Raw genomic sequence first — 26,028 nt, 5'->3', positions numbered from 1 at the left:
TTGAATAAGGAGTAAGCAACAAGGATGGATCAAATGCAGAAACTGATGCAACGATGCGCAACTATTTTTGTCTTGGCAACCGCAGCAGTGGCTGTCGTGCCGGTGACGGCCATGGCAGACAGGAAAGTTGTCAAGCACAGCGCCTATGGCCACGGTGCCAAGGTGAAGGTTGTGAAACAGCAGCGCCATCGGCACGCCGTTGGTCACCGTTTCCGCAAGCAAGATGTGGTCGTTGTAAAGGATTGGCGAAAACGCGGCCTTCCACGCCCCGGCCGCGGAGAAATTTACGTCGCAAATGGCAACGATATCTATCTTGCGGCAGCTGCAACCCTATTGGTTCGGGCTTTGCTTAACTAAGAAGTGCCCAGACGATCTGGCCATGCGTTGAACGGCATCTTATCCGCATGGCCAACGCTCGACAGCGAAAATTGAAGTGCAAGGCCTGAACGGTCACTTCAGCGGGGTCGCTGGTATCCTTTGCGTTCGACGCGCTCTGCAATACTCAAGGCACATTCAAGCCTAGTACCGGGGTAACGCACCGTGCTTCCAACTTTGGGATGGCCAAGCAAAAGCGTCACAGCATGATGATCGTGCGAAGGGCGTATACCTCCCAGCTTTGCTCCCACAGGGTGATGGGACACCAAAGCCGCTCGGTACCAATCCGGCCGATTTCACCTAATCACGCACAAACTGACTATACTGATGGGCTGAGATATATGAGCGTCGTTCCCACGCGACTGAGCGGGCTGCGTAGAATAGCAAATTTCCTATCCGTCGAATTTTTTTGGACAAACGTCCAGAAACTTCGTCTAATACAACCGTCTCAAAATTGAGAGCGTGATTCTGGGCGGTTCCGTCCGAAAGAGCGCGGAGGAAACCAGGGAGAACACTATGGGATATGATTTTGTCATCATCGGGGGAGGGTCTGCGGGAGCGACGATGGCTTCGCGGCTGAGCGAAGACCCGAAATTTTCGGTGTGTCTGTTGGAAGCGGGTGGAAAGGGGACGAATATTCTTCTGCGCGCCCCCGCTGGTGTTGTCGCGGTCATGCCGGGGCACGGAAAGATGTTTAACTGGGCCTTCAACACAGTGCCCCAGCCGGGACTAAACGGAAGACGTGGCTATCAGCCGCGCGGCCGCGCGCTTGGTGGATCTTCGGCGATCAACGCCATGCTTTATGTCCGCGGGCACAAGTCCGACTACGACGGCTGGGCCGAAGCGGGCTGCGAAGGATGGTCCTGGGACGAGTGCCTTCCCTATTTCAAGAAATCGGAAAATAACGAAAAAGGCGAAGACGCGTTTCACGGCGATAGCGGACCCTTGCAGGTGTCCGATCAGACAGAACCGCGCCCGATCACCCATGCCTTTATAGAGGCCGCAGAGAGCCTTCAGCACCGCCGCCGGGAGGACTTCAACACCGGCGATAACGAAGGTGTCGGTCTGTATCAGGTCACCCAATTCCACGGCAAAGGTAAGAATGGCGAGCGTTGTTCGGCTGCTGCAGGGTATCTGCATCCCGTCATGGACAGACCGAACCTCACTGTCATCACCAAAGCCCGCGCCACAAAGATCCTGTTTGAAGGCAAGCGCGCGGTGGGGGTCGCCTACCGGCAGGGCAAGCAAGAAAAGGAAGTACGGGCCGACAAGGAAGTCATCCTCTCCGGTGGTGCATTCCAGTCGCCGCAATTGTTGCAATTGTCAGGCGTGGGGCGCCCGCAGGATATCACCCAGCATGGCATCGATATGGTGCATGAACTGCCCGGTGTTGGACAAAACCTGCAGGACCACCTTGATTTCATCCTTGCCAACAAGACCAGCGACACGGACAATTTCGGTATCGGGTTGCGGGGGACAGCGCGTTTGACCAGCGCGATCCTGAAATGGTGGCGCAAAGGGACAGGCATGATCGCCACGCCCTTCGCCGAGGGCGCGGCGTTTTTGAAAACCGATCCCGCGCTGGACCGGCCCGACATCCAGTTGCACTTTGTGATCTCGGTGGTGGACAACCACGCCAAGCGCCTGCACCTCGGCTATGGCTATAGCTGCCACATCTGCGCGTTGCGGCCGCATTCCCGAGGCGAGGTTTTCCTGCAAAGTGCCGACCCGCTAGCAGACCCCGGCATTGATCCGAAGTTTCTCTCGGATCGCCGCGATCTGGAAACCACGATCAAGGGGGCCAAAATGACCCGCGAAATTCTTGAGGCCCACCCGATGACAGGTTTCAAAAAGAAAGAGCTGTTCGGGGTTGTCGACAACATGTCTGACGCGGAATGGGAAAAACACATTCGCGCCCGCGCCGACACGATCTATCACCCCGTCGGCACCTGTAAGATGGGCACCGATGACCTCGCCGTGGTCGACCCGCAATTGAAGGTCCACGGAATGAACGGGCTGCGCGTTGTCGATGCCTCGGTCATGCCGACGCTGATCGGGGGCAACACCAATGCGCCCACCATCATGATTGCCGAAAAATGCGCTGACATGATCAAGGCCGAACACGCCGCCTAAGCGCAAATCAGACCCCGCAGGGCCGTTTGGCGCGGGGTCCGCACAACCAATTATCTATGGGAGAGAAGAATGTTGGGTTCGATGATGAAGCAGGAGTTGCTGATCAGTAACTTGATTGTCCACGCGGGCAAATACCACGCCGATACCGAGATCATTTCACGCGAAACAACCGGCGAGATGCACAGGACAAACTGGGGTGAGGTAAGCGATGCCTCGCGTCAATTGGCCTCGGCGCTGTCCAAGCTGGGGCTGTCACAGGGGGACCGCGTGGCAACGCTGGCGTGGAACAACCACCGTCATCTGAAAATCTGGTTTGCCGTCTCGGGTGGCGGCATGGTGTGCCACACACTGAACCCGCGGCTGCCCCCGGAACAGTTTATATTCATCTGCAACGATGCCGATGATAAGGCGATGTTCTTTGACAAAACCTTCATGCCTTTGATCAAGGGCACGCGCGGGCACCTCAAAACGATCAAACATTTTGTCTATATGGGTCCCCGAGATGAAGATGTGCTGGCCGCCATTCCCGATGCGCTTTTCTTTGATGAACTCATTGAAACCGGTGCCGATGATTACGTCTGGCCCCAGTTTGAAGAAGAAACGCCATGTTCGCTTTGCTACACCTCCGGAACGACAGGCAACCCCAAGGGCGTGCTCTACACCAACCGCTCGACAATGCTGCATACCTTCTCGATCAGCTTACCGGACTCGCTTGGGCTTTCCGCGAGCGACATCATTTTGCCAGTGGTTCCGATGTTCCATGCCAATGCCTGGGGCATTCCATATGCGACTGCGATGACCGGTGCCAAAGTGGTGATGCCGGGGCCGGGCCTGGATGGTGACAGCCTGCTGGAATTGATTGACACCTACAAGGTTACTTTGGCCTTGGGCGTGCCGACCATATGGATGATGTTGTTGGCTGCCGCTGAGAAATCCGGTTCCAAGATGGAAAGCCTGGAGCGCAACGTGATCGGGGGCTCCGCCGCCGCACCGTCGATGATTGCCGCGTTCCGCGATGAATACGCCTGCGAAACAATCCACGCTTGGGGGATGACGGAAACTTCGCCCTTGGGAACCGCCAACCAGATCAAGGCCAAACATCTGGACCTCGAAGCAGAAGCGATGGCCGATCTGCGGTCGGGCCAAGGACGCCCGCCATTCGGTATTGACCTGCGGATCGTCGACGGCAACGGCAATGTGCTGCCTAATGACGGGACAACCGAGGGCGCGTTGCAGTGTCAGGGTCATTGGGTTGTCGACACCTATTTCGGCACCAGCGAAAGCGCGGTCTCGGAGGATGGCTGGTTTGACACCGGCGATGTAGCAACCATCGATGCAGACGGGTTCATGGTGATCCGTGACCGCACGAAAGACATCATCAAATCCGGCGGCGAATGGATTTCTTCCGTTGATCTGGAAGGCATCGCAATCGCGCACCCGGGCTTGGCAATGGCCGCAGCGATCGGTGCGACCCATCCCAAATGGGATGAACGTCCTATCATCATCGCAGTCCGGGCCGAGGGCGCAAACCCCAGCGAAGCCGAAATCCTTGCGATGTTCGAAGGAAAGGTCGCCAGCTGGCAGATACCGGACGCGGTGGTCTTTACCGACGCGATCCCGCTGAACGCGACGGGAAAAATGCTGAAAAACAAACTGCGCGAGCAGTTTGGCGACACACTGATCGAAAAGGGAGTTTGAATAATGGATGGTTCGATGACACCCCTATTTGTCGAGGAATATGACGCGGCGCTTGACGCGCTGGACGCCGCCAAAAACAAATGGGCACAGACCGACACCGCTACGCGGATCGCATTGCTTGGCCAAGTGAAAGACAACCTCAAGAGCGTGGCGCAGGGCTGGGCAGAAACCGCCGCACGCAAAAAACAAATCCCCGAAGGCTCGCCACTGATCGGGGAAGAATGGACGTCCGGACCCTATGCCCTCATGTCCGGCTGCAACGGCTTCATCCAAACGCTGAGCGGGATGGAGGGAAAGACATATCTGGACCATCTGCCAACGCGCATATTGCCGACAGGTCAAACCGCAGTGAAAGTGCTGCCGCATTCGATCTGGGATCACCTGCTGCTCTCCGGCGTCAAGGCCGAGGTCTGGATGCAGAAAGGTGTGAACGCTGCTAATTTAGGGAAGAACGCCGCGCTGGTTTATGACGAACCCGCATCGCAGCGTAGAGGCAAGGTGGCTCTGGTTCTGGGGGCAGGCAATATTGCATCGATCGCGCCGCTTGATGTGCTGCAAAAACTGATGATCGAAAATCAGGTCGTCATCCTGAAAATGAATCCGGTCAACGATTATCTGACGGACTATCTGCGGATTGCGCTCAAACCGTTCATTGACCGTGATTTTGTGCGCATCGTCAAAGGCGATGGTGCTGCCGGTGCCTATCTGACCGAACATCCGATCATCGAAGAGCTGCATATCACGGGTGCTGCCTCGACCCATGATGCGATTGTCTGGGGCACAGGCGCGGAAGGCGAAAAGAACCGCAAGGCGGGGACACCCAAAAACAACAAACGCTTCACATCCGAACTTGGTGCGGTGTGTCCCACCATCGTTGTACCCGGCCCGTGGTCCAAGGCAGATCTCAAGTTTCAGGCCGAACATATTGCAACGCAGAAGCTGCATAACTCCGGTTTCAATTGCGTCGCCTGTCAGGTGCTGATCATGCCCAAAGGCTGGGACAAGGGCGAAACCCTGATGGACAACCTGCGCAAGGTGATCGCGAATTCGACCCGGCTGGCGTATTACCCGGGCGCTGCGGACCGGTTGGATACCTTCAAGGGCAATGCTGCAAGCGTCGATGCTGTCGCGCGCGGCACCGCCCCCGCCGCAATCATCAACAGCGTTGATGACGCCGAATGGTTCCGCGAAAACGAAGTCTTTGCGCCTGCCATGTCCACACACGAAATGGACGCGCCGGATGCCGAAAGCTATTTGAAGGCCGCAATCACTTATGCCAACGATCAATTGCACGGCACCCTCGGGGCCAATGTCCTGATCCATCCCAAAACCATCCGCCAAATTGGCAAGAAACGCTTTGAGGAAATCATCGCCGATCTGCGCTATGGTGCCATTGCAATCAATGCATGGACAGGACTAGCTTTTCTTGCGACCGCTTGCCCATGGGGCGCGTTCCCGGGCCATACACCCGAGGATGTTCAATCCGGCATTGGCACGGTGCACAACACATTCATGCTGGAAAACACGGAACGATGTGTGGTGCAGGCTCCGTGGAGCCCGTTCCCGCGCAATCTGCTCTCGGGCAGCTTTACCCTACTGCCGCGTCCGCCGTGGTTCATCACCAACCGCAAACAGGACAAGGTTGGCGCATTGCTGACCGATTTCCAGTACAAGCCCAGCTGGTTCAAATTGCCCCGCATCTTTCTGAACGCGCTATTGGGCTGAACCAATGTCCGGGTGCAAAAACTTGCACTCGGGCGCCACAAAGAGCATCTAGCACCTATGAATGAAATGTCCCCAAAACTAAAAGCTCGCTCCGACCGCAAGAACGCCAAACGGGGTTTGAAAAAGCAGCAAATCGCGGAAAGCGCGATCAAGGCGCTCATCGAGCTTGGGTATGCAAACACCAGTCTGCGCGACATCGCCGAGAAAAGCGACATGTCGCTGGGGATGCTGCACTATTATTTTGAAGACCGCGCTGACCTGATCGTTTTTTGCGTGTCCCGTTACAAGCAGGGTTTCGTAGCAGAAATTGCCCGTGCCCTTGAGGCGGCCAAGGGACGCGAGAGCGTGGTCAATGCATTTAGCGACGTGTTATCTGCGTCGATCGTCAACAACGCACAGACCCACCGGCTTTGGTATGACATTCGCAACCAGGCGATGTTTGACGAGGCTTTTCGCCCGGAAGTGGAAGACATCGAACGCAAACTGATAGGGGTCGTGCGCTCTGCCTTCCAGCAAGCCGGGCAGGCCAATCCAGCAGATGTCGAGTGTGCCTACGCGCTGCTTGACGGCGCTTTCCGCTTTTTGATGCAAGGCCAGTTCGGGTCTTCGCCGAAATCGCAGGAAGACGTGAAAGCCGTTTTCCAGAACGTGCTAAACCGGTTTCTCTGACTTTTCCCCGGCAACGGCCTAGAGGATGGAGCGAGCGTATCACTTCATCGGGATACACCCTGGTTAGACCGACCCACTACTGAGTGGTTCTTAACAACTGGGCCAACAGATCTGCTAACGCGTCGCGTAAATTTTTCTAAACAACAACTTTTGGCATGAACCATAGGCGCAAGTGCAATAGGCCGGATTATCCACATTACGCGCATTCGATGTCCGATCCGTGGGGCACTCGATACGAATGCTCGATCTTTCGCCCGTGCTACACAATGCCGTATCGTGATGCCCGTCCTCGCACCGGCCATCACTCCCCCTACTCCGCCTGCAGTTTACGCGCCTCTGTTCTGGCCAAGTCCAGGAGTTGGTCCATGAACGGCTTGCCCAGATCGTCGCTGCGCACTGCGGCGTAGAGTCTGCGGGTTATGCCCTGTTCTGTCAGGGGGCGGGTAACGTAGTCGGAGGAATACTTTACCTCGCGCACCACCCAATCGGGCAGGACGCTGACGCCCCGGTTGCTCGCGACGAGCAGAAGGATCACCGCCGTCAACTCGACCTGGCGGATCGCGGCGGGTTCCACCTTGGCGGGGATCAGAAGCTGGCTGAACACGTCAAGCCGCGACCGCTCAACCGGATAGGTGATAAGCGTCTGGCCCCGAAAATCCGCTGCTTCGACGTAGGGTTTTGCCGCCAGTGGATGGGTGCTCGCCGCGACAAATACCGCCTTATAGTCAAACAGCTCAACAAACTCGACGCCTGGCAGGTTTTCGGGGTCGGAGGAGACCACCAGATCGACTTCTTCGCGCAGCAAAGCCGGCAGCGCATCGAAGGCCAGGCCGGGCCGAATGTCGACGTCCACATCCGGCCATGACCGGCGAAACTGTTCCAGCACCGGAAAAAGCCATTCAAAGCAGGCATGACATTCGATAGCGATGTGCATCCGACCTGTGCTGCCCGCCCGAAGTCCGGTAAATTCATCCTGTAGGGCCTGCACTTGTGGCAAAACCTGCTGCGCCAACTTCAGTAACCTCTGGCCCGCAGGCGACAACTTCAACGGCTTCGAGCGGCGCACAAAAAGCTCTACGCCGGCTTGATCTTCTAGCCCTTTCACCTGATGGCTCAGCGCCGATTGGGTGATGTTCATCTGCTCTGCCGCCCGTGCCAGTCCACCCGCTTCATGGATCGCTTGAATGGTGCGCAAATGGCGGAACTCGATGTGCATGTGAGGGCACCCTCATCTTCAATGTGAAAGTTATGAGTTTGTCTCACATCAATAAATATGAGACAAGAGACCAAATCAGAAACAGGAACGTCCCAATGGCCACGCCCAATGTCTCTTTCGAAGTCTTCCCGCCCCGCAATGTCGATGCGGCCTTCAATCTGTGGGATACGGCGCAGGCGCTGGCCCCGTTGGCCCCCCGTTTCTTCTCGGTCACATATGGTGCGGGTGGCACGACACGCGACCTAAGCCATGATGCCGCCCATGTCTTGCGCCGCACCTCCGGTTTGCCGGTGGCCGCGCATCTGACGTGTGTCGGTGCCAGCCGGGCGGAAACCCTTGAAGTGGCTGACAGTTTTGCGGAAATTGGTGTGACCGACATCGTAGCCCTCCGGGGCGACCCCGAAAACGGGGCCGACACGTTCACACCGCATCCCGAGGGGTTTGCCGATAGTTGCGAGTTGATCGAAGCGCTGGCTGCGAAAGGCAAGTTCAACATTCGCATTGGCGCGTACCCCGACAGCCACCCCGAAGCGGCAGATATGGATGCCAACGTCCAATGGCTCAAGCGCAAGTTCGAAGCAGGTGCGGACGAGGCGATCACGCAGTTTTTCTTCGAGCCCGAAAGCTTCCTGCGCTTTCGTGACGCCTGTGCGGCGGCGGGTATCGACAAGCCGATCACGCCCGGTATCCTGCCGATCCTCAGCTGGAAATCCGCGCGCAAATTCGCCATTCGCTGCGGCACGACAATTCCTGCTTGGGTGGATGAAGCTTTTGACGCGGCGGTTCGCGACGACCGGCATGATTTGCTGGCGACCGCAATGTGCACAGAGCTTTGCGACACTCTGATCTGTGAAGGTGTGGAAAATCTGCATTTTTATACGCTGAACAAGGCGGAACTGACCCGCAATGTCTGCCGCGCTTTGGGCGTCACGCCCGAGGTTGCAGTACGGGACGTGGCGTAACAGCTTGGCAAGGCGCGCCACCGGGCACTACCATCAGGTCAAATTTCCGGAGACCGCCTATGCCCCCCACCGCCTCATCCCCCGACGATCTGCTTAGCCAAGCGGAGGCGCTTGAATTGACGGGGCTGGAATTTATGCAGTCCATGATCGACGGCAAAAACCCCGGTCCACCGATCTCGGTCACCATGGGCTACCGCCTGCACAGCGTCGCCGAAGGCCGGGCAGAATTTCGCGGCACGCCAGAGTTCAATGTCACCAATCCGATGGGCACAGTGCATGGCGGCTGGTATGGCACCTTGCTCGATTCCGCGATGGCTTGCGCAGTGATGACAAAGGTCCCGCGCGGGTCGGTTTATACCACGCTGGAATACAAGATTAACATTCTGCGCAGCATCCCATTGGGCGTTGAAGTGGCCTGTATCGGGGTCACCGACCACGTCGGGCGGTCGACGGGTGTGGCCCATGGAGAGATTCGGGGCATCGCGGATGACAAGCTGTATGCAACCGGATCAACCACCTGCATTGTGATGAAGATCGTCTGATACAGCCTTCCGGTTGCGCTCAATGGGGCCGATCCGAAGTCCCGGCAGCCTGCTGATCCTAGACCTCCGACATGTTGCGCAGTCCCTCGATCCCCTGACGCAGCGCAATGCTTTCATGCAACCTTTCTGACGGGTCCGCACCGATGTTGCGTCGCCTGCGGGTCATCAGCACCTTCCCGTGTCCGCGCAACGTGCCGCGCGCAGGTGCCAAAGGATCCTGCGGCATCCGGTCCGCCCACCCTTCCGGCAAAGCAAGCCCGTGTTCTGCTGCCCGCTCCAGCATCCACACCAGCGGGATATTCGCCAGGGGCCGCGCCGCCTCGAACCCGCCCAACTGGCCGCCTACATCGCCATGGGCACCGGGAAACCAGACCTGCTCCAATCTGCCTTCGTAACCGTCTTCGCTGGTCCACAGCACCGGCGCAAAGGCCATCCGCGTCTCATCATGGGCCAAGGCGTGAAAGCCTGATTTCACGACGGGGCTCAGGTCATGGTTATGGAAGGCATGCAAATGCGCTGAGAGCCGCCATAAAACAGGTGCGTTCAGACCGAGGGATTTGACCGTATCCCAGACGCCGATCATCTCGATCTCGACCTGGCTATGGCAATGCGCCGTCGCAAATGCGCGGGCCGCCGGTGCCTCCGGGTCTGCCTCGTAATGGCGATAGGCAGCGCGGATGTTGCGTACGGTCGCGGCTTCGCTGCGCAGCAGGCCGATCCTGTCGATGACCCCGGCGAGGGATCGCACCGCATAGGCACCACGCGAATATCCGAACAAAAATATCTGATCCCCGATCCGGTACCGCGAGGCCAGCCAACCATAGGCGCGGCGGATCTGGCGATTGATGCCTTTGCCCATCGCCACGTCGCGGATCGACCGCCAGTTGCGCCACTGCAACCCCGGTTCGTAATAGAGCGAGACCGCCGAGCCCATTTCACGCAGCAGCGTGTAGCTTCGCCCGGCATTGGTCTGGTGGAGCGGTTCAAGCGAGGAAAGTGTGCCGTCCAGAATGATAACATGGACCGCCCGGGGGCGGCCCTTAACCTCATTCGGCAGCGATCCGATCCGCATGCATCATCTCCCAAACGCGGTGTGGCGTAAACGGCATATCCGCCTGACGCACCCCATGTTCCCACAAAGCATCCTGCACGGCATTGGAAACCGCGGCGAGCGCCCCAACAGTGCCCGCCTCGCCGCAGCCCTTCATGCCCATCACATTCGCGGTCGAGGGCACAGGCTCTGAGGTGAAGGAAATATACGGCAGATCAGCGGCACGCGGCATGGCGTAGTCCATAAAGGACGCCGTGAGCAATTGACCGTCAACGTCATAGACCACACGTTCCTGCACTGCTTGGCCAACGCCCTGCGCCACACCGCCATGCACCTGACCTTCGGCGAGCATTGGATTGATGAGATTGCCGAAATCGTCCACCACCGTATAGCGGTCTGTGACCACGATCCCGGTTTCGGGGTCAATCACCACTTCGGCCACATGCGCACCGTTGGGGAAGCTGCGTGCGGGCAAGGTGGCGCGTTCGTGATGGGTCAGCAGATCATCGCGCCCCTTCTCGCGGGCCATCTCTGCCACCTCAAGCATTGTTGGCGTGAGGTTTGACCCCTCGGCGCGGAAGCGTTCGTCGTCAAAGCTGATCTCGGACGCAGGCACGCCCATCTCGTCCGCCAGAAAGGCGGTGAAAGCCTCGGTCATTTTGCTGACGGTGGCCAGCGTCGCGTTGTTCTGTGTGGTTACAGAGCGTGATCCACCCGTACCGCCGCCCTGCGCAATCAGGTCGGAATCCCCCTGAATGACGGTGATCTTATCCGCCGGAATACCCGATTGGTCGCTCAGGAACTGAGCATAGACCGTCTCGTGCCCTTGCCCGTTGGACTGGGTGCCAACATAGATGTTGACGGTGCCATCCGCGTTGAATTCGACCTTTGCGCCTTCAGAGGGGTCACCAAGGATACTTTCGATGTAATAGCAAAGCCCCTGCCCGCGCAGTAGACCGCGCTCGGCATCTGCTGCTTTACGAGCCTCGAACCCCTTGCGGTCCGCTTGCGCAGCGGCGCGGGCCAGCACTTTGTTGAAATCGCCCACATCGTATGTCTCGCCTGTGGCGGCGGTGTAGGGAAACTGATCGGGCTTGATGAAGTTGATCCGGCGCAGCTCCCATGGATCCACGCCCAATTCACGTGCGGCACGGTCCATTAGCCGTTCAAGCACATAGATCGCCTCGGGCCGGCCGGCACCACGGTAGGCATCGACGGGCACGGTGTTGGTGTAAAAGCCATCGACCTGCAGCCACGTCGTTTGCACATCATAGACACCCATCAATACACGGCTGAACAGTTGGGTCTGGATGAACTGCGCAAACTGCGAGTTGTAAGCCCCGAGATTACATTTGCTGGTGACCCGATAGGCAGTGATCTTGTTATTGGCGTCAAAGGCGAACTCCGCCAGCGAGGTCAGGTCGCGCCCGCCATTGTCGCTCAGCATCGCCTCCGTGCGCTCAGACATCCAGCGCACAGGCCGGTCCAGCACGCGGGCCGCTTGCGCCACGCAGAAATATTCGTTGTAGGTCATGCCCTTCATACCAAAGCCGCCGCCCGTATCGGGGTTGGTCACACGCACCATCTCTGGCTCCAACCCGAAGGCTTTAGCCAAATATCCTTTGTGCACCCAGACGCCCTGCCCGTTTTGCGCCACATGCACGCGGCCATCGGTCCATTCGGCGTAGCAGCCACGCGGCTCCATCGAATTCACAATGATCCGGTTGTCATCGACATCCAGCGCGACCGTGCGGGCCGCCGCTTTGAAAGCCGCCTCGGTCGCGGCTTCGTCGCCCATGCCCCAGTCAAAAACCTTGTTGTCGGGTGCCTCAGTGTGCAACGTCTCGCCCCCCGGTGCAGTGTCGATCTTGGCGGGCAGATCCTCGGCGTCAAACATGATCAGTTCCGCCGCATCACGGGCCTGCGCCATCGTGTCCGCCACAATCAGCGCGATAGGCTCGCCCGTATAACGCACTTTGTCCTTGGCCAACATTGGGCGGACCGGAGCCGCGCCTTTACTGCCGTCGCGGTTGTCGACCAGGGCACCGGCCATTGCGATGTCCATGCCTGCCGCTTCCATATCAGCCGCCGTCAGGACCAGATGCACACCATCCGCCGCCGCCGCATCTGCCACGTCGAGTTCGGAGATCACACCGTGCCCGATAGGCGAGCGGAAGAAGAACCCGTGCAGCGCACCCTCGGGGGCGATATCATCGACATACTGGCCTTCGCCGGTCAGAAACCGCACGTCTTCCGTACGTTTGACCGCCTGACTTTTACCGAACTTGTCCATGATGCAATGCCTCGCGCTGGTTGGAATTTACCCGTAATGACATAACCACCACGGCCCCATTGTCCAGCCCGCCCTTTCCCTCTGCGCAATCCTCCGTTAGATCGGGCGATAACGCTGTTTTGAGGATCAAAATCATGGCTCTGGACAAAACTTTCAACGCCGCCGAGGCCGAAGCCCGCCTTTATGCCGCATGGGAAAAAGCTGGGTGCTTTTCGGCTGGGGCCAATGCCTCGCGCCCCGAGACGTTTTCGATCATGATCCCGCCGCCTAATGTGACGGGCGTGCTGCATATGGGTCATGCTTTTAACAACACGCTTCAGGATATCCTGACGCGCTGGCACCGGATGCGCGGGTTCGACACGCTGTGGCAGCCGGGGCAGGACCATGCCGGCATCGCCACGCAGATGGTGGTAGAGCGTCAGCTTGCAGCCGAAGGCAACACGACCCGCCGCGAGTTGGGCCGCGAAGCATTTACAGCAAAAATCTGGGATTGGAAAAAGCAGTCCGGCGGCACGATCATCGAACAGCTCAAACGTCTTGGTGCGTCCTGTGACTGGGACCGCAATGCCTTTACCATGTCCGGTGCACCGGGTGCGCCGGAAGGCGAAGACGGCAATTTCCACGATGCTGTGATCAAAGTCTTTGTTGATATGTACAACAAAGGCCTGATCTATCGCGGCAAGCGGTTGGTGAACTGGGACCCGCAGTTTGAAACCGCAATCTCCGATCTGGAGGTCGAATCCACTGAAGTTGACGGCCATATGTGGCATTTCAAATACCCGCTCGCGGGCGGTGCCACCTACACCTACGTCGAGAAAGACGAAGACGGCGCGGTCCTGTTCGAGGAGGAGCGCGACTATATCTCTATCGCCACCACCCGCCCCGAAACCATGCTGGGCGATGGTGCGGTTGCGGTGCATCCGTCCGACGAACGCTATGCGTCCATCGTGGGCAAGCTGTGTGAAATTCCCGTGGGGCCGAAAGAGCATCGCCGACTGATCCCGATCATCACGGACGCCTATCCCGATCCTGACTTTGGCTCGGGTGCGGTCAAAATTACCGGGGCGCATGATTTCAACGACTACGAAGTCGCAAGGCGCAACAACATTCCCCTCTACGCGCTGATGGACACCCGCGGTGCCATGCGTGCCGATGGCCTCCCCTATGATCAGGCTGCTGCCCGCGCCCAAGCCATCGCCGAAGGCCGCGAGGATGCTCCTGCGGATGCGACCGAGATCAACCTCGTGCCAGAAGACTACCGTGGTCTGGACCGTTTCGATGCCCGCAAGAAGGTGATCGAAGACATCACCGCCGAAGGTCTGGCCGTAATGACGCAAGCTCATGATCCGCGTCTGGGCAAAGCTGCGATCAAAACTCTTGCCCCCGAAGAAGGCGGCGAAGCGCGGGAAGATACCCTTGTCCCGCTGGTCGAGGCGAAAAAGATCATGCAGCCTTTCGGGGACCGCTCCAAGGTGGTGATTGAGCCAGCGCTCACGGATCAATGGTTCGTGGACACCGACAAGATCGTCGGCCCCGCGCTGGACGCTGTGCGCAACGGCGATACGCAAATCTTGCCCGAGCAGGACAAGAAGGTGTATTTCCACTGGCTTGAGAATATCGAGCCGTGGTGCATCTCGCGCCAGCTGTGGTGGGGTCATCAGATCCCGGTATGGTATGGTCTAGACCTCACCGGCGCGGGTTTCACCGACGACGAGGGCGACGGCGCACTCGATATGGTTGAGATATCGCGCCTGCTGCTGAACCAATCTCTGCCAGAAACAAGCGACCACCATCATTGCGCTGCCGATTTTGGCGCTGTCACAGACAAGTTCGCTGACGTTCTTGCAAAGCTGCCCACCCCCCTCAACCTCGCCCGCGTGGTCGAAGTTTCCTCGCGCAGCGACGCCATGCATGTTCTAGCTGAAAGCCTTGCGATCTATACAGGCAGTCAGGATCCTACAGATATCCTCTATCCTGTATGGCGCGACCCTGACGTCCTTGACACATGGTTCTCCTCTGGCCTGTGGCCCATCGGCACGCTGGGCTGGCCCGAGCAGACGGAGGAGTTGGAAAAGTACTTCCCGACTTCTGTTCTGATCACCGGCTTCGACATCATCTTTTTCTGGGTCGCCCGGATGATGATGATGCAATACGCTGTGGTCGGCCAGAAACCCTTCGACACTGTCTATGTCCACGCGCTTGTGCGTGACGAGAAAGGCAAGAAGATGTCGAAGTCTTTAGGCAACGTACTCGACCCGCTGGAACTGATCGACGAATACGGTGCTGATGCGGTGCGCTTTACGCTGACTTCGATGGCGGCGATGGGGCGCGACCTGAAGCTCAGCACTGCGCGTATCGACGGCTACCGTAAATTCGGTAACAAGATCTGGAACGCCACCGCCTTTGCCGAACGCAACGGCGTGCTTGAGGTGCCGCACAGCGATGCAGCGCCCGAGACGACGCTGACCGTGAACAAATGGATCAAAGGCGAGATCGCCAAGACCCGCGAGGCCGTCGATACCGCGCTGACCCAGTACCGGTTCAACGACGCTGCCAATACGCTTTACGCCTTCGTTTGGGGCACCTTCTGCGACTGGTATCTTGAATTCACCAAGCCGATTTTTGACGGCGACGATGCCGCTGCTATCGCAGAAACCCGCGCGACCTATGGCTGGGCGTTGGACCAATGCCTGATCCTGCTGCACCCGATCATGCCCTTCATCACCGAAGAGCTTTGGGGCCTCAAAGAGCGCCCCAAGATGCTGGTACATGCCGATTGGCCAACTTACACGGAAGCCGAAATGCTCGACGCCGAGGCAGATGGCGAGCTGAACTGGGTGATCGCGCTTATCCAGAACATCCGCTCTGCCCGTGTGGCGATGGGTGTGCCGGGCAGCGCCAAGGTCGATATGGTCTATACCGAGATCGACGCCGCCGGCAAACTGGCATGGGAACGCAACAAAGACCTGATCGCCCGCCGGGCTGGCGTCGAAAGCCTGAGCGAAGTGGCGGCTTTCCCCAAAGGGACCGCCTCCATCCCCGCCCGCGCCGCGTCTTTGGGTCTGCCGCTTGAAGGGATCATCGACATCGACGCTGAAAAGGTGCGTCTGCAAAAGTCGCTCGACAAGCTGGGCAAGGAGATCGGTGGCCTGAAGGGGCGTCTGAACAACCCCAAATTCGCCGCCTCCGCGCCGGAAGAGGTCGTTGCCGAAGCCCAAGCCAACCTTGATGCACGGCAAGAAGAAGCAGACCAGTTGCAGGCCGCTCTCGACCGTCTGGCCGAAATCGGATAGCAAAAAGCGCCCCCTGCAGACAGGGGGCGCTCCATCCTAATTTCACCCTTTTAAAAATACCATCCACAGAAGACGCAGTGTGCTGTCCTATTTAAAGACAGCGGGCCGTTTCCCCATCTCAGCTGCAATCACTTCCATCTGATGCGGCTTGCCTATCAATTCCGACTGTATCCGGGACTCCGCGTCCAGGATCGCCCCATCGTCCTGAGATTCCGCAATTGCGATCAACCGCTTGGCAGCCCGTACCGCTGACGGGCTTTTTCCGGCAATCACGCCCGCCAAATCGGTCGCTGCCGCCAGAGGATCCTCTGCAATCTCGGTGATAATACCCCAGGCCGCCGCCTGCTCCGCATCAATCTGCTCGGCGGTATAGGTCATTCGACGCAGCACATCGGACCGCACCAGTTTGGGCAGCAGGGCCATGCCGCCCATATCAGGGACAATTCCCCATTTCATCTCCATCACCGCAAACCGCGTGCCCGGTGCCGCAATGCGAATGTCCGCGCCCAGCGCCAACTGGATACCCGCGCCGAAACACACCCCGTGAATCGCGGCGATCACCGGGATTTCCATCCGGTGCCAGATCATCGCAACTTCCTGCCACTGGTTCGTCGTCCCATCGCCATGAGTGCGTGGCATCAGCACATCGGCAGGGTCTTTCCCCACCATCCCGGCCAACCCGGTGATATCAATGCCTGCGCAAAAGGCCTTGCCCTCGCCGGAGACCACAGCAGCGCGGGCATCAGATGCCGCGACTTCCTGCCCGGCGGCGATAATGCCGTCGATCATTTCCTGATCTACGGCATTCATCTTGTCGGCGCGTGTCAGACGAACAAAGGCAATGTGGTTTTCATAGGTTACAGTGACGCGGGTCATGGGATCCTCCGGTTGTTTTACGGTACCTGAGCGCATCAGAGCGCGCCAGACCAGCAAAACGTGGCGGCAATTGCCCCGGCCTCAGGCAACCGGCCTTAAGGGGCCAATCGCTCTACCGCGCGCATCATACCAAGGCTCTTGTCATAGACCAGCGTCAGGATTTGCCGTGCGGGCGGTTTGGTCGCGATCACCGGCAGTGTGCGCACCGTGCCCGCCGCCAGTGTGGCTGCAATGAAACCGCGTCTTGATAATTTTGGCATTCTCGCCCCCTTAGTTGCGAACCATTCTCACATACCTATGGTTGCACCAGAAATCCAGTCACTTGCTCAAATCACTGCCCCGCCCTATCACCGTGACATGACAGAACATCGCCTCACCCCCCTCGCCCAATCCTTGCCTGCAACGGTTCCTTTTGTGGGACCGGAGACGCAGGAACGCCTGCAAAAACGTCCCTTCGAAGCGCGACTGGGGGCCAATGAAAATGTCTTCGGCCCGTCCCCGGCGGCGATCAAAGCCATGGCAGAGGCCGATCAGTGGATGTACGGCGATCCCGAAAGCTTTGATCTGCGCGCGGCCCTTGCGGTCCATCATAACACGACAATGGATCACATTGTTGTGGGCGAGGGCATTGACGGGCTGCTAAGCTATCTTGTCCGTCTTTTCGTGGAGCCGGGTGATGCGGTGGTCACTTCAGACGGGGCCTATCCGACCTTTAATTACCATGTCGCAGGCTTTGGCGGCATCCTGCACAAAGTTCCTTATCGCGACGATCACGAAGATCCCGGAGCACTTTTTGCCAAGGCGGCTGAAGTGGACGCCAAACTGGTCTACATGGCAAATCCTGACAATCCGATGGGGTCCTGTCACAAGGGCAATGACATCGTGAAAGCGATGGAAGAGTTGCCTCAAGGTACGCTGCTGGTCCTGGATGAGGCATATGTCGACACGGCTCCTGAGGGCACCGCCCTGCCTCTTCCGCTCGACGACCCGCGCGTTATCAGAATGCGCACTTTCTCAAAGGCTTATGGCATGGCAGGCGCGCGTGTCGGTTATGCGCTTGGAGCGCCTGAGCTGATCACGGCCTTTCACAAGGTACGCAACCACTTCGGCATGAACCGTGCCGCTCAGGCCGGTGCGCTCGCAGCCCTCAAGGATCAAAGCTGGCTCAAAACGGTGCTGCACCAGATCGAACATGCCCGTATCCGCATCACCGCGATTGCCCGGGACAACGACCTCACCGCCCTGCCGTCGGCGGCAAATTTCGTGGCGATCGACTGCAAGCGCGATGCGGCTTTCGCCAAGGCTGTGCTGGACGGTTTGGTCGCGCGGGGCATCTTCGTGCGCATGCCATTTGCCGCGCCGCAAAACCGCTGTATTCGCGTCAGCTGCGGCACGCCTGCGCAACTTGATGCCTTCGCCGCAGCCTTGCCCGCCGCATTGTCTGACGCAAAAAAGGGCTGACGGGGGCGTTTCCCGGGCTATAGTCTAGCTTGAGAAATTGAAGGTCAGCCCCGATGCGCGACACAAGTGACCGCCCTTCCGCCCCGAATTACACGCAAGCCTGCGTCGTGATGTTCGGTGTCAACCTTGCATGGGTTTTCATAATGATCTGGGCTATTTGGGGCATTCTTGCGGTCGCCGTCACCGGATGGGTACTTAATCAGATCATCACTCGCATCGGATTGGCACGGCATTAACTCAGGCGTTGCCGCCGATCACATCCGCCGCCGCATCCAGCGCACCGGCCCCATGATCGACACCCAAACCGCGCAGACCGGCCTCGATCCCGCCGAGCATGCCCATGATCATATGTCCGTTCACATGGCCCATGTGGCCCAATCGGAAAAACCCGTGCCATGATGGATCACCGGGTGGTGCCATGCCCAGCCCGATGCCAAGGGTCAGCCCCAACTGTCTTTCGACAAAATCGCGCAGGGCTGTGGCGTTGGGCGATTGCAGGCGCAGAGAGGTCACCGCATTGCTGCGATGCGCCCGATCCGAGACATTCATGGCAAAACTGCCGCCTGTGCTCCATGCCTCGCAGGCTGCCCAGACGGCGCGGGCTAGTGTCGCGTGGCGTGCCCAAACCTGTTCGACACCTTCCGCGTGGATCATATCGAGCGCGGTACGCAGACCATAGAGATGGTGCGTGGGTGCGGTGCCTGCGTGATACTGAAAGAACTCTTCTGCATGGGCCCGTGGTGTCCAATCCCAGTACCAGCTGACGCGGGGCAATTTCGCACGCGCCGCCTCGGCCTTGTCATTGAAGAACACGAAGGACATGCCGGGTGGCACCATCAATCCTTTTTGGCAGCCCGTAACCATCACATCAACGCCCCATGCGTCCATCTCGAAGATGTCACAGCCTAGCGATGCGATACAGTCGGCCATCAACAACGCGGGATGGCCTTCCGCGTCCAACACGCCGCGCAGCGCGGCAATGTCGTTGCGGATCGAGGTGGAAGTATCGACATGCACCGCCAGCACCGCTTTAATCTCATGCGCTTTGTCGGCGCGCAGAGCGTCGGCGATCTTTTCCATGTCCATCGGGGATTGCTTGCCAAAATCCAGCACTTCGACCTCGGCACCCTGCAAGCGCGCACATTCACTCCAACCGATGCCAAAGCGGCCTGTGGCGGGTACCAATACCTTGTCGCCGGGTTGGATGACATTGGCGAGTGACGCTTCCCATGCCGCATGGCCGTTGCCCGTATACATCGCAACATGATGCGCGGTGCGAGCGATGCGTTTCAGGTCCGCCGTCAGCCCCGGCATCATCTCGACCAATTCCCCCGCATAGATATTCGGCGCCGCGCGGTGCATCGCCTGCAACACGGCATCTGGAATGACCGAGGGACCGGGGATCGCCAGATAGGGGCGGCCTTGCGCCAAATTCGGAGTTTTGTTCATGGCGCTGCCTTTCGCACTAGTTGTGAGGCGACATTAGGCTCAGCTTTTGCAAGGTCAACCGCCCAATGCGCCGCTTGCCCCGCTGCCCGCGCTTGCGTAGATGTGTCCCCTATCTTGCCCCAACATTGGCCAAAGCCGAATGCCGGACGAAAAGAACACCCAGACCTATACGTCAAAAGAATTGCTGCGCTGGCTCTGGCGCGACTATTTGCGCAAACATCTTGGCCTGATGGCGCTGGCTGTGGTGTTCATGGTGATCGAGGGCAGCACGCTGGGTGCGCTCGCGCGGCTGATGGAGCCGATGTTTGACCGGGTGTTCGTGGCCGGACAAGAGGACGCGCTGCTCTGGGTCGGCTTGACTTTGATTGGCATCTTTGTGCTGCGGGCCATTGCGGGGGTCAGCCAAAAAGTGCTGCTGACCCGTGTGGCGCAAGGCACGGCGGCCGACCTGCGGATTGATCTGCTGGAGCGGATGATGAAGCAGGACGGTGCCTTTCACCAAACCCACCCACCGGGCTTCCTGATCCAGCGGGTGCAGTCGGATGTGAATGCGGTGAGTGATGTCTGGCGTGCCGTGATCACCGGTGCGGGACGCGACTTTATTGGCCTTCTGGTGCTGCTTGGCGTTGCGATTTCGATTGATCCCGTTTGGGCGCTGCTGGCCTGTGTGGGCATCCCTGTGATGGTCCTGCCTGCGGCTGTAGCACAGCGGTTTGTACGTCGCCGTGCCCGCGAGGCGCGTGATCTGGGGGCCGATCTGGCGACGCGGCTGGACGAGGTGTTTCACGGCATTGTGCAGGTTAAACTGAACGCGCTCGAGACCTATCAGACCCGGCAGTACCGCGATTTGACGGGCCGCTTTGTCAACACCGAAGTCCGCGCCGCCTTTGGCAATTCCGCAATCCCCGGCATGGTGGATATTCTGTCAGGCATCGGGTTTATGGCAGTCATCCTATACGGCGGCTCCGAGATCATCTCGGGCGACAAGACCATCGGCCAGTTCATGACATTCTTCACCGCGATGGGTTTTGCCTTCAGCCCGCTGCGGCGTTTGGGCGGGATCAGCGGCTTGTGGCAGATCGCTGCCGCTGCGCTTGAACGTATCCGCGAATTGCTCGATGCGCCCCTGCGGTTGCGCGATCCGGCGCATCCCGTGGCACCACCTCAGGGAACGCCGGAAATTGTGCTGAAAGATGTCGCGCTTTCTTATGGCGACACCCCAGTGCTGCGCGGTCTCAGCCTGACCGCCGAGGCCGGACAAACCACCGCGCTGGTTGGCGCGTCAGGTGCGGGCAAGTCGACGATCTTCAATCTACTGACCCGACTGATCGACCCGCAGCAAGGAGAAGTGACACTGTGCGGTGTGGCGACCACCGACATGGCGCTGGCCGACCTGCGCCAGCTGTTTTCCGTAGTCACCCAAGAAGCCTTGCTGTTCGACGCGTCCTTGCGCGAAAACATCGTGCTGGACCAGAAAGACGTTAGCGATGCCCGGTTGCAGGAGGTGCTGGAGGCAGCTCATGTGGCGGACTTTTTGCCCAACCTCGAAAACGGGTTGGAGACGATGGTCGGCCCGCGCGGTTCTGCCCTGTCCGGCGGGCAGCGTCAGCGAGTGGTGATTGCCCGCGCTTTGCTGCGTGACACGCCGATCCTGTTGCTGGACGAGGCGACAAGCGCGCTGGATGCGCAATCGGAGCAGATCGTACAGGCAGCCCTCGATCGCCTGTCTGAGGGGCGCACCACGATTGTGATTGCGCACCGTTTGGCGACGATCCGGTCTGCGGACCGCATCATAGTTTTGGATCAGGGGCGTGTGGTGGATCAGGGCACGCATAGCGAAATGATCGAACGCGGGGGGCTATATGCCGATCTGTACCGCATGCAATTTCAGGACGAAACCAAAGATGGAAGTCCCCCTGCCCGCCGCAGTCTTTGGCGCAGAGTTTTTGGCTGATTGCTAACGGCGATAGGCATCCGCCAGTGACGCAGGGTCGCGTCCGGCGAAATAGCCTAAGAGCGTCCAGAGGTTACGTGCACCGCGTTTGATCCAGCCTTGCCGGGTATATTTGTCCGCAGAGGTGAGTGCGGTTACATCAAGCGATGTCAGCTTGCCTTTCAGCGCGCGCGCAAGCGCCACGTCTTCCATAAGAGGGACATCTTCATATCCCCCTACCCGCGCATACAGTGCGGCTGAAATCAACAGGCCCTGGTCGCCGTAAGGCAGGCCGAAGGCGCTGCGCAGATTAGCCCAACCAGCCACGATATCTGCCGCCAATCCGCGGTGATCAAAGGCCAGCTTGAACCATGCGGCTTTGTCGGGTTGCCCCAGATGCGCTTGCACAGCTTTCGCCCAGCCCGGTTGCAGCTTTGTGTCGGCATGGATGATCAGCATCCAGTCGGCTTTCGCCTGCCCACAGGCCCGGCGCAATTGTCCGCCACGCGATGGGGAGCCATGCAGCACATCCGCCCCCCAAGCTTGGGCAATCGCCCCAGTTGCATCGCTTGATCCGCCGTCAGACACAATTAACTCGCGGATAAGCCCCGCTTCCAACCCTTCCATCAAAGCCTCAAGACAGTCGGGCAAGCTGTCTGCGGCGTTAAGGGTCGGAATGATGACAGAGATCGGCGCGCGCATGCTTGCCCCTTTTGGTATGACGTGACACCAAGGTATCGCAAACCAGCGCAAAAGGACAGCACGTATGACCAATCGCCGTATTCTGCGCCTGACCGGGGCTGACACTCGGGATTTTCTCCAAGGCCTGATCACCAATGACATTCGTAAACTCGACACAGGGGCGGTCTATGCCGCGATCCTGACGCCTCAGGGTAAATATCTCGCTGATTTCTTTCTGGTGTCCGATGGGGATGCTGTTCTGCTTGATGTGGCAGAGACGCTTGGCGATATGCTGGTACAGCGGTTGACGATGTACAAACTGCGCGCGGCGGTCACGATTGAAACTGTGCCTCTGCACCTCCATCGCGGCTTGGGCGCGGTGCCGACGGACGGATTTGCCGATCCACGGCACAGTGCGCTTGGCTGGCGGGCGTACCGTGATATCGCTCAACAAGACGATACGGTCGATTGGGACGCGCTGCGTGTGGCACATCTGGTGCCGGAGACAGGGGTTGAACTGACTCCGGACACTTTCATTCTCGAAGCAGGATTTGAAAGACTGCACGGCGTGGACTTCCGCAAGGGCTGCTATGTCGGCCAAGAGGTGACTGCGCGGATGAAGCACAAGACAGAATTACGCAAAGGGTTGGCCGCAGTGCGTGTCACAGGCGCTGCGGACCCCGGCACGGAATTAACCGCAGACGGCAAAGCTGCGGGCACTTTATTTACTCAATCACAAGGAAAAGGAATCGCCTATCTGCGTTTTGACCGGGCCAAAGGTCTCATGTCCGCAGGAAATGCCGAAGTGGAAAGGGTGGATATGCCAGAAACTACCTAAGATTGTCTGGACTATCGACCATGCGTTAACGGCCCGAAGCTCGTTTGAGCCGTTAATGAAAGATTACCAAACGTCAGCTTGGCGGGCGCATTCACGCCCGCTCAACGTATTCCATGGTTTCGGTATTTACGACAATGTCCTCATCCTGACCAACAAATGGCGGTACTGAGACTTTGACCCCATTGTCCAAAATGGCAGGCTTGAATGAATTGGCCGCGGTCTGACCTTTGACGACAGGCTCCGTCTCCACCACTTTGCAGACCACTTTCTGCGGCAAGGATGCGTTCAGCGCCTCATCCCCGTTATACTCCACAACAACCATCATACCGTCCTGCAGAAACGGACGGCGATCGCCCAAAAGCTCTGCAGGAAGCTGCACCTGATCGTATGTATCCGTGTCCATCAGGACCAGCATCCCACTGTCTTCATACAAGAATTGCTGGTCTTTCTGCTCAAGCCGCACACGCTCTACCTTGTCGGCAGACCGGAAGCGTTCGTTCAATTTTGACCCGTTACGCAAGTTGCGCATTTCGACCTGTGCAAAGGCACCACCCTTACCGGGTTTGACGTGGTCCACTTTGACGGCAGCCCATAGGCCACCGTTGTGCTCCAGGACGTTTCCCGGTCTGATCTCGTTTCCGTTAATTTTAGGCATGTGGCAAAACCATGGCAAAAGGTTGATGAAACTATAACGCACCCTATATCTGGGGTGTGTCGGCCCTGCAAGGCACCGATATGTCGTAGAACGTGAAGAACCCGATATGCGCCAAGCGCATGGTAGATATGCGAAATTGTGGTATCCGAATCGTAGGATATCCGTCATAAGAGGCGACACGCCGAAAATGACAAGAGCAAGAATAATAGAAAGGACGACGAGTTGAGAGATTTCGTTGACGGTACAGCCTTTAATAACGAACAAGGCAACCGAGCCCGTAAACTTTTCGCAGCTGTGGTACTGGCTGCATTGGATGATGCCATCGCTGACGACAAGAAGTATGGCAATGGTCCTGAGCAGATTGCACGCTGGGCACGCTCTCGCGATGGGCGCGAAGTGCTGAGCTGCGCCGGGATCGACCCGAACGAGCGTGTTGTGTCCGGCCTTATGGAATTCGTTGGCAAGGGCGTGCGTACATCCGTCGCTCTGTCGCGTGAAGAATCCGAGCGTCGTCAGGCAGCACAGCAAGCCGAAGCTGCTTAATAACTGATTGCACACATTGAAAAAGACGCGGCCCCTTAGGCCGCGTTTTTTTTGTCAAACTCAAAGCATTGGTTGCCGCAGTTCAGGCGGCGCAGGAGCAACTATCAGAGGCGCAAGCGCCCTTCCATCTGCCCGCAATATGCGCCAGTTTGACCAAAACGGCGCAAGAGCATTCCATGACCAAAGCCATCATGATCCAAGGCACCGGCAGCAATGTCGGTAAATCGATGATCGTTGCGGGCGTTATTCGCGCTTGCGTTCAACGCGGCATGAACGTGCGCCCTTTCAAGCCGCAGAATATGTCCAACAACGCCGCCGTGACCGAAGATGGCGGCGAAATAGGTCGCGCTCAGGCTTTGCAAGCCCGTGCGGCAGGGGTCGCGCCGCATACGGATATGAACCCCATTTTGCTGAAACCACAGTCGTCGACTGGTGCGCAGATCATTGTACAGGGCCAGATCGCAGGCCAACAAGATGCCGCCGCCTTTGGAAAGAACAAGGCAGCGCTTATGCCTGCAGTTTTGCAATCTTTTGAACGGCTTGCGGGACAATGCGACCTGATCGTTGTCGAAGGTGCGGGCAGCCCCGCAGAAACCAATCTTCGCAGTGGTGACATTGCGAACATGGGATTTGCAACTGCGGCCGGGGTGCCGGTGATCCTAATGGGAGACATTGATCGTGGGGGTGTCATCGCCCAGATCGTGGGGACGCAAGCGGTGATGGAAGCTGGCGACTGTGCGATGGTGCGCGGGTTCGCCGTGAACAAGTTTCGCGGTGACCGGAGCCTGTTTGACGGGGGGCGTGATGACATCTCGCGGCGTACGGGATGGCCCAGCCTCGGGGTGATCCCGTGGTTCGATATGGCCCATCGTTTGCCGGCCGAAGATGTGATGGACTTGCCGGCCCGTGCGCGGTCCGACGGACAAGGATGCGTGATCGCAGTGCCACGCCTGCCGCGCATTTCAAACTTTGACGACCTTGATCCGCTGGCCGCAGAGCCTGGGGTCGAATTGCGCCTGATCCTTCCCGGCACCCCCCTGCCCGCCGATGCGGATTTGGTTCTCTTGGTGGGGAGCAAGGCGACGATCGCCGATCTTGCCGCGCTTAAGGCCGAAGGATGGGACATTGATCTGGCTGCTCACATTCGGCGCGGCGGACAGGTTTTGGGCCTATGCGGCGGATATCAGATGCTGGGCAAACGCATCAACGATCCTCACGGGATCGAAGGAGAGCCAGGATCAGTGGCGGGGCTTGGGCATCTGGACATCGACACCACTATGGCACCTGTCAAACATTTATCATTGAAAACCGGATTGCACCCGGCAACTGGCACTTCCTTGTCAGGTTATGAAATTCATATCGGGGAAACCACCGGACCAGACACCAGCCGCGCATGGTTATCTTTCGACGGCAAGCCCGAAGGGGCCACCAGTGCGAATGGTCGGGTGAAGGGTTGCTATATGCATGGGCTATTTAATGCAGACAGCTTTCGGGCGGCCTATCTCATGGAGTTGGGCGCGGAAAGCGATCTGGCATTCGACGTGAATATCGACGCCACGCTGGATGCTTTGGCGCGCCATGTCGAAGAGTATTTTGACATTGATCTGATGCTGCAGCTGGCCGGCGAGGTCTGAG

Annotated in this window: 22 protein-coding genes; 14 read left to right on the top strand and 8 right to left on the bottom strand. The window is 58.5% G+C overall.

The features are described from left to right. Positions 1 to 33: 33 nt before the first annotated feature. The 5 genes from Z945_RS0111740 (at position 34) to Z945_RS19640 (ending at position 6,600) form a co-directional block, all read left to right on the top strand. Positions 34 to 357 (top strand): RcnB family protein, encoded by a 324-nt coding sequence (locus Z945_RS0111740; protein ID WP_161634091.1) that lies wholly within the window; start codon positions 34 to 36, stop codon positions 355 to 357. A 534-nt stretch (positions 358 to 891) separates the two neighbouring features. Beyond that, positions 892 to 2,508, top strand: a complete 1,617-nt coding sequence (locus Z945_RS0111735) for a GMC family oxidoreductase (protein ID WP_025052303.1) — start codon at positions 892 to 894, stop codon at positions 2,506 to 2,508. Positions 2,509 to 2,577: 69 nt separating this feature from the next. Then, on the top strand, positions 2,578 to 4,206 hold the full coding sequence (locus Z945_RS0111730; protein WP_025052302.1) for a long-chain-fatty-acid--CoA ligase: 1,629 nt from the start codon (positions 2,578 to 2,580) through the stop codon (positions 4,204 to 4,206). Between the two features lie 15 nt (positions 4,207 to 4,221). Further along, positions 4,222 to 5,931, top strand: coding sequence for an aldehyde dehydrogenase family protein (locus tag Z945_RS0111725; protein ID WP_241434501.1), 1,710 nt, complete (start codon positions 4,222 to 4,224; stop codon positions 5,929 to 5,931). 57 nt (positions 5,932 to 5,988) lie between these two features. Continuing rightward, the gene (locus tag Z945_RS19640; protein ID WP_025052300.1) at positions 5,989 to 6,600 is read left to right on the top strand and encodes a TetR/AcrR family transcriptional regulator; all 612 of its coding nucleotides are present in this window, start codon (positions 5,989 to 5,991) and stop codon (positions 6,598 to 6,600) included. A gap of 310 nt (positions 6,601 to 6,910) precedes the next feature. On the opposite strand, the gene Z945_RS0111715 is transcribed toward Z945_RS19640, so the two are convergent. Beyond that, positions 6,911 to 7,816, bottom strand: a complete 906-nt coding sequence (locus tag Z945_RS0111715) for a LysR family transcriptional regulator (protein ID WP_025052299.1) — start codon at positions 7,814 to 7,816, stop codon at positions 6,911 to 6,913. A gap of 95 nt (positions 7,817 to 7,911) precedes the next feature. Here Z945_RS0111715 and metF point away from each other — a divergent pair, with 95 nt between their 5' ends. After that, positions 7,912 to 8,778, top strand: a complete 867-nt coding sequence (gene metF, locus Z945_RS0111710; RefSeq protein WP_025052298.1) for a methylenetetrahydrofolate reductase [NAD(P)H] — start codon at positions 7,912 to 7,914, stop codon at positions 8,776 to 8,778. A gap of 59 nt (positions 8,779 to 8,837) precedes the next feature. Next, complete coding sequence (locus Z945_RS0111705; protein WP_025052297.1) at positions 8,838 to 9,320, top strand: PaaI family thioesterase; 483 nt, start codon at positions 8,838 to 8,840, stop codon at positions 9,318 to 9,320. A gap of 58 nt (positions 9,321 to 9,378) precedes the next feature. On the opposite strand, the gene Z945_RS0111700 is transcribed toward Z945_RS0111705, so the two are convergent. Both Z945_RS0111700 and Z945_RS0111695 read right to left on the bottom strand, forming a co-directional pair. Continuing rightward, positions 9,379 to 10,392 (bottom strand): DUF2235 domain-containing protein, encoded by a 1,014-nt coding sequence (locus Z945_RS0111700; protein ID WP_025052296.1) that lies wholly within the window; start codon positions 10,390 to 10,392, stop codon positions 9,379 to 9,381. Then, a complete protein-coding gene (locus Z945_RS0111695; protein ID WP_025052295.1) occupies positions 10,367 to 12,664 on the bottom strand; it encodes a xanthine dehydrogenase family protein molybdopterin-binding subunit in 2,298 nt (765 codons plus the stop codon). The genes Z945_RS0111700 and Z945_RS0111695 overlap by 26 nt, the downstream gene beginning before the upstream one ends. Before the next feature lie 134 nt (positions 12,665 to 12,798). On the opposite strand from Z945_RS0111695, the gene Z945_RS0111690 reads away from it, so the two are divergent. Beyond that, positions 12,799 to 15,957 carry a valine--tRNA ligase gene (locus Z945_RS0111690; protein ID WP_025052294.1) on the top strand — a complete coding sequence of 1,053 codons (3,159 nt, stop codon included), beginning with the start codon at positions 12,799 to 12,801 and terminating at the stop codon, positions 15,955 to 15,957. Positions 15,958 to 16,044: 87 nt separating this feature from the next. Here the strand turns inward: Z945_RS0111690 and Z945_RS0111685 are convergent, their stop codons facing one another. Together Z945_RS0111685 and Z945_RS0111680 are read right to left on the bottom strand one after the other, a co-directional pair. Continuing rightward, on the bottom strand, positions 16,045 to 16,833 hold the full coding sequence (locus Z945_RS0111685; RefSeq protein WP_025052293.1) for a crotonase/enoyl-CoA hydratase family protein: 789 nt from the start codon (positions 16,831 to 16,833) through the stop codon (positions 16,045 to 16,047). A 95-nt stretch (positions 16,834 to 16,928) separates the two neighbouring features. Then, entirely contained in the window at positions 16,929 to 17,093 is a 165-nt protein-coding gene (locus Z945_RS0111680) for a hypothetical protein (protein ID WP_025052292.1), read from the bottom strand. A gap of 97 nt (positions 17,094 to 17,190) precedes the next feature. On the opposite strand from Z945_RS0111680, the gene Z945_RS0111675 reads away from it, so the two are divergent. Together Z945_RS0111675 and Z945_RS0111670 are read left to right on the top strand one after the other, a co-directional pair. Further along, the gene (locus tag Z945_RS0111675; protein ID WP_025052291.1) at positions 17,191 to 18,294 is read left to right on the top strand and encodes a pyridoxal phosphate-dependent aminotransferase; all 1,104 of its coding nucleotides are present in this window, start codon (positions 17,191 to 17,193) and stop codon (positions 18,292 to 18,294) included. A 53-nt stretch (positions 18,295 to 18,347) separates the two neighbouring features. Beyond that, complete coding sequence (locus Z945_RS0111670; RefSeq protein WP_025052290.1) at positions 18,348 to 18,530, top strand: hypothetical protein; 183 nt, start codon at positions 18,348 to 18,350, stop codon at positions 18,528 to 18,530. A gap of 1 nt (position 18,531) precedes the next feature. On the opposite strand, the gene Z945_RS0111665 is transcribed toward Z945_RS0111670, so the two are convergent. Next, positions 18,532 to 19,743 (bottom strand): pyridoxal-phosphate-dependent aminotransferase family protein, encoded by a 1,212-nt coding sequence (locus Z945_RS0111665; RefSeq protein ID WP_025052289.1) that lies wholly within the window; start codon positions 19,741 to 19,743, stop codon positions 18,532 to 18,534. Positions 19,744 to 19,882: 139 nt separating this feature from the next. On the opposite strand from Z945_RS0111665, the gene Z945_RS0111660 reads away from it, so the two are divergent. After that, a complete protein-coding gene (locus tag Z945_RS0111660) occupies positions 19,883 to 21,697 on the top strand; it encodes an ABC transporter ATP-binding protein (RefSeq protein WP_025052288.1) in 1,815 nt (604 codons plus the stop codon). Positions 21,698 to 21,700: 3 nt separating this feature from the next. On the opposite strand, the gene Z945_RS0111655 is transcribed toward Z945_RS0111660, so the two are convergent. Beyond that, positions 21,701 to 22,378, bottom strand: a complete 678-nt coding sequence (locus tag Z945_RS0111655) for a TIGR04283 family arsenosugar biosynthesis glycosyltransferase (RefSeq protein WP_025052287.1) — start codon at positions 22,376 to 22,378, stop codon at positions 21,701 to 21,703. Between the two features lie 64 nt (positions 22,379 to 22,442). Here Z945_RS0111655 and ygfZ point away from each other — a divergent pair, with 64 nt between their 5' ends. Continuing rightward, positions 22,443 to 23,195 (top strand): CAF17-like 4Fe-4S cluster assembly/insertion protein YgfZ, encoded by a 753-nt coding sequence (gene ygfZ / locus Z945_RS0111650; protein ID WP_025052286.1) that lies wholly within the window; start codon positions 22,443 to 22,445, stop codon positions 23,193 to 23,195. Positions 23,196 to 23,286: 91 nt separating this feature from the next. On the opposite strand, the gene efp is transcribed toward ygfZ, so the two are convergent. Beyond that, positions 23,287 to 23,850 (bottom strand): elongation factor P, encoded by a 564-nt coding sequence (efp, locus tag Z945_RS0111645; protein ID WP_025052285.1) that lies wholly within the window; start codon positions 23,848 to 23,850, stop codon positions 23,287 to 23,289. 222 nt (positions 23,851 to 24,072) lie between these two features. Here efp and Z945_RS0111640 point away from each other — a divergent pair, with 222 nt between their 5' ends. Further along, entirely contained in the window at positions 24,073 to 24,393 is a 321-nt protein-coding gene (locus Z945_RS0111640) for a DUF6280 family protein (protein WP_025052284.1), read from the top strand. Between the two features lie 176 nt (positions 24,394 to 24,569). Next, on the top strand, positions 24,570 to 26,027 hold the full coding sequence (locus tag Z945_RS0111635) for a cobyric acid synthase (RefSeq protein WP_025052283.1): 1,458 nt from the start codon (positions 24,570 to 24,572) through the stop codon (positions 26,025 to 26,027). Position 26,028: the final 1 nt, after the last annotated feature.

Source organism: Sulfitobacter noctilucae, from assembly GCF_000622365.1.
In the GTDB taxonomy this organism is placed as follows: Bacteria; Pseudomonadota; Alphaproteobacteria; order Rhodobacterales; family Rhodobacteraceae; genus Sulfitobacter; species Sulfitobacter noctilucae.
This window is presented reverse-complemented; position numbering and strand designations above follow the sequence as displayed.

Excerpts from the sequence above, each read along its gene's own strand:
- Z945_RS0111740 (WP_161634091.1), top strand. The coding sequence starts at position 34 with ATGCAGAAACTGATGCAACGATGCGCAACTATTTTTGTCTTGGCAACC.
- Z945_RS0111735 (WP_025052303.1), top strand. The coding sequence starts at position 892 with ATGGGATATGATTTTGTCATCATCGGGGGAGGGTCTGCGGGAGCGACG.
- Z945_RS0111730 (WP_025052302.1), top strand. The coding sequence starts at position 2,578 with ATGTTGGGTTCGATGATGAAGCAGGAGTTGCTGATCAGTAACTTGATT.
- Z945_RS0111725 (WP_241434501.1), top strand. The coding sequence starts at position 4,222 with ATGACACCCCTATTTGTCGAGGAATATGACGCGGCGCTTGACGCGCTG.
- Z945_RS19640 (WP_025052300.1), top strand. The coding sequence starts at position 5,989 with ATGAATGAAATGTCCCCAAAACTAAAAGCTCGCTCCGACCGCAAGAAC.
- Z945_RS0111715 (WP_025052299.1), bottom strand. The coding sequence starts at position 7,816 with ATGCACATCGAGTTCCGCCATTTGCGCACCATTCAAGCGATCCATGAA.
- metF (WP_025052298.1), top strand. The coding sequence starts at position 7,912 with ATGGCCACGCCCAATGTCTCTTTCGAAGTCTTCCCGCCCCGCAATGTC.
- Z945_RS0111705 (WP_025052297.1), top strand. The coding sequence starts at position 8,838 with ATGCCCCCCACCGCCTCATCCCCCGACGATCTGCTTAGCCAAGCGGAG.
- Z945_RS0111700 (WP_025052296.1), bottom strand. The coding sequence starts at position 10,392 with ATGCGGATCGGATCGCTGCCGAATGAGGTTAAGGGCCGCCCCCGGGCG.
- Z945_RS0111695 (WP_025052295.1), bottom strand. The coding sequence starts at position 12,664 with ATGGACAAGTTCGGTAAAAGTCAGGCGGTCAAACGTACGGAAGACGTG.
- Z945_RS0111690 (WP_025052294.1), top strand. The coding sequence starts at position 12,799 with ATGGCTCTGGACAAAACTTTCAACGCCGCCGAGGCCGAAGCCCGCCTT.
- Z945_RS0111685 (WP_025052293.1), bottom strand. The coding sequence starts at position 16,833 with ATGACCCGCGTCACTGTAACCTATGAAAACCACATTGCCTTTGTTCGT.
- Z945_RS0111680 (WP_025052292.1), bottom strand. The coding sequence starts at position 17,093 with ATGCCAAAATTATCAAGACGCGGTTTCATTGCAGCCACACTGGCGGCG.
- Z945_RS0111675 (WP_025052291.1), top strand. The coding sequence starts at position 17,191 with ATGACAGAACATCGCCTCACCCCCCTCGCCCAATCCTTGCCTGCAACG.
- Z945_RS0111670 (WP_025052290.1), top strand. The coding sequence starts at position 18,348 with ATGCGCGACACAAGTGACCGCCCTTCCGCCCCGAATTACACGCAAGCC.
- Z945_RS0111665 (WP_025052289.1), bottom strand. The coding sequence starts at position 19,743 with ATGAACAAAACTCCGAATTTGGCGCAAGGCCGCCCCTATCTGGCGATC.
- Z945_RS0111660 (WP_025052288.1), top strand. The coding sequence starts at position 19,883 with ATGCCGGACGAAAAGAACACCCAGACCTATACGTCAAAAGAATTGCTG.
- Z945_RS0111655 (WP_025052287.1), bottom strand. The coding sequence starts at position 22,378 with ATGCGCGCGCCGATCTCTGTCATCATTCCGACCCTTAACGCCGCAGAC.
- ygfZ (WP_025052286.1), top strand. The coding sequence starts at position 22,443 with ATGACCAATCGCCGTATTCTGCGCCTGACCGGGGCTGACACTCGGGAT.
- efp (WP_025052285.1), bottom strand. The coding sequence starts at position 23,850 with ATGCCTAAAATTAACGGAAACGAGATCAGACCGGGAAACGTCCTGGAG.
- Z945_RS0111635 (WP_025052283.1), top strand. The coding sequence starts at position 24,570 with ATGACCAAAGCCATCATGATCCAAGGCACCGGCAGCAATGTCGGTAAA.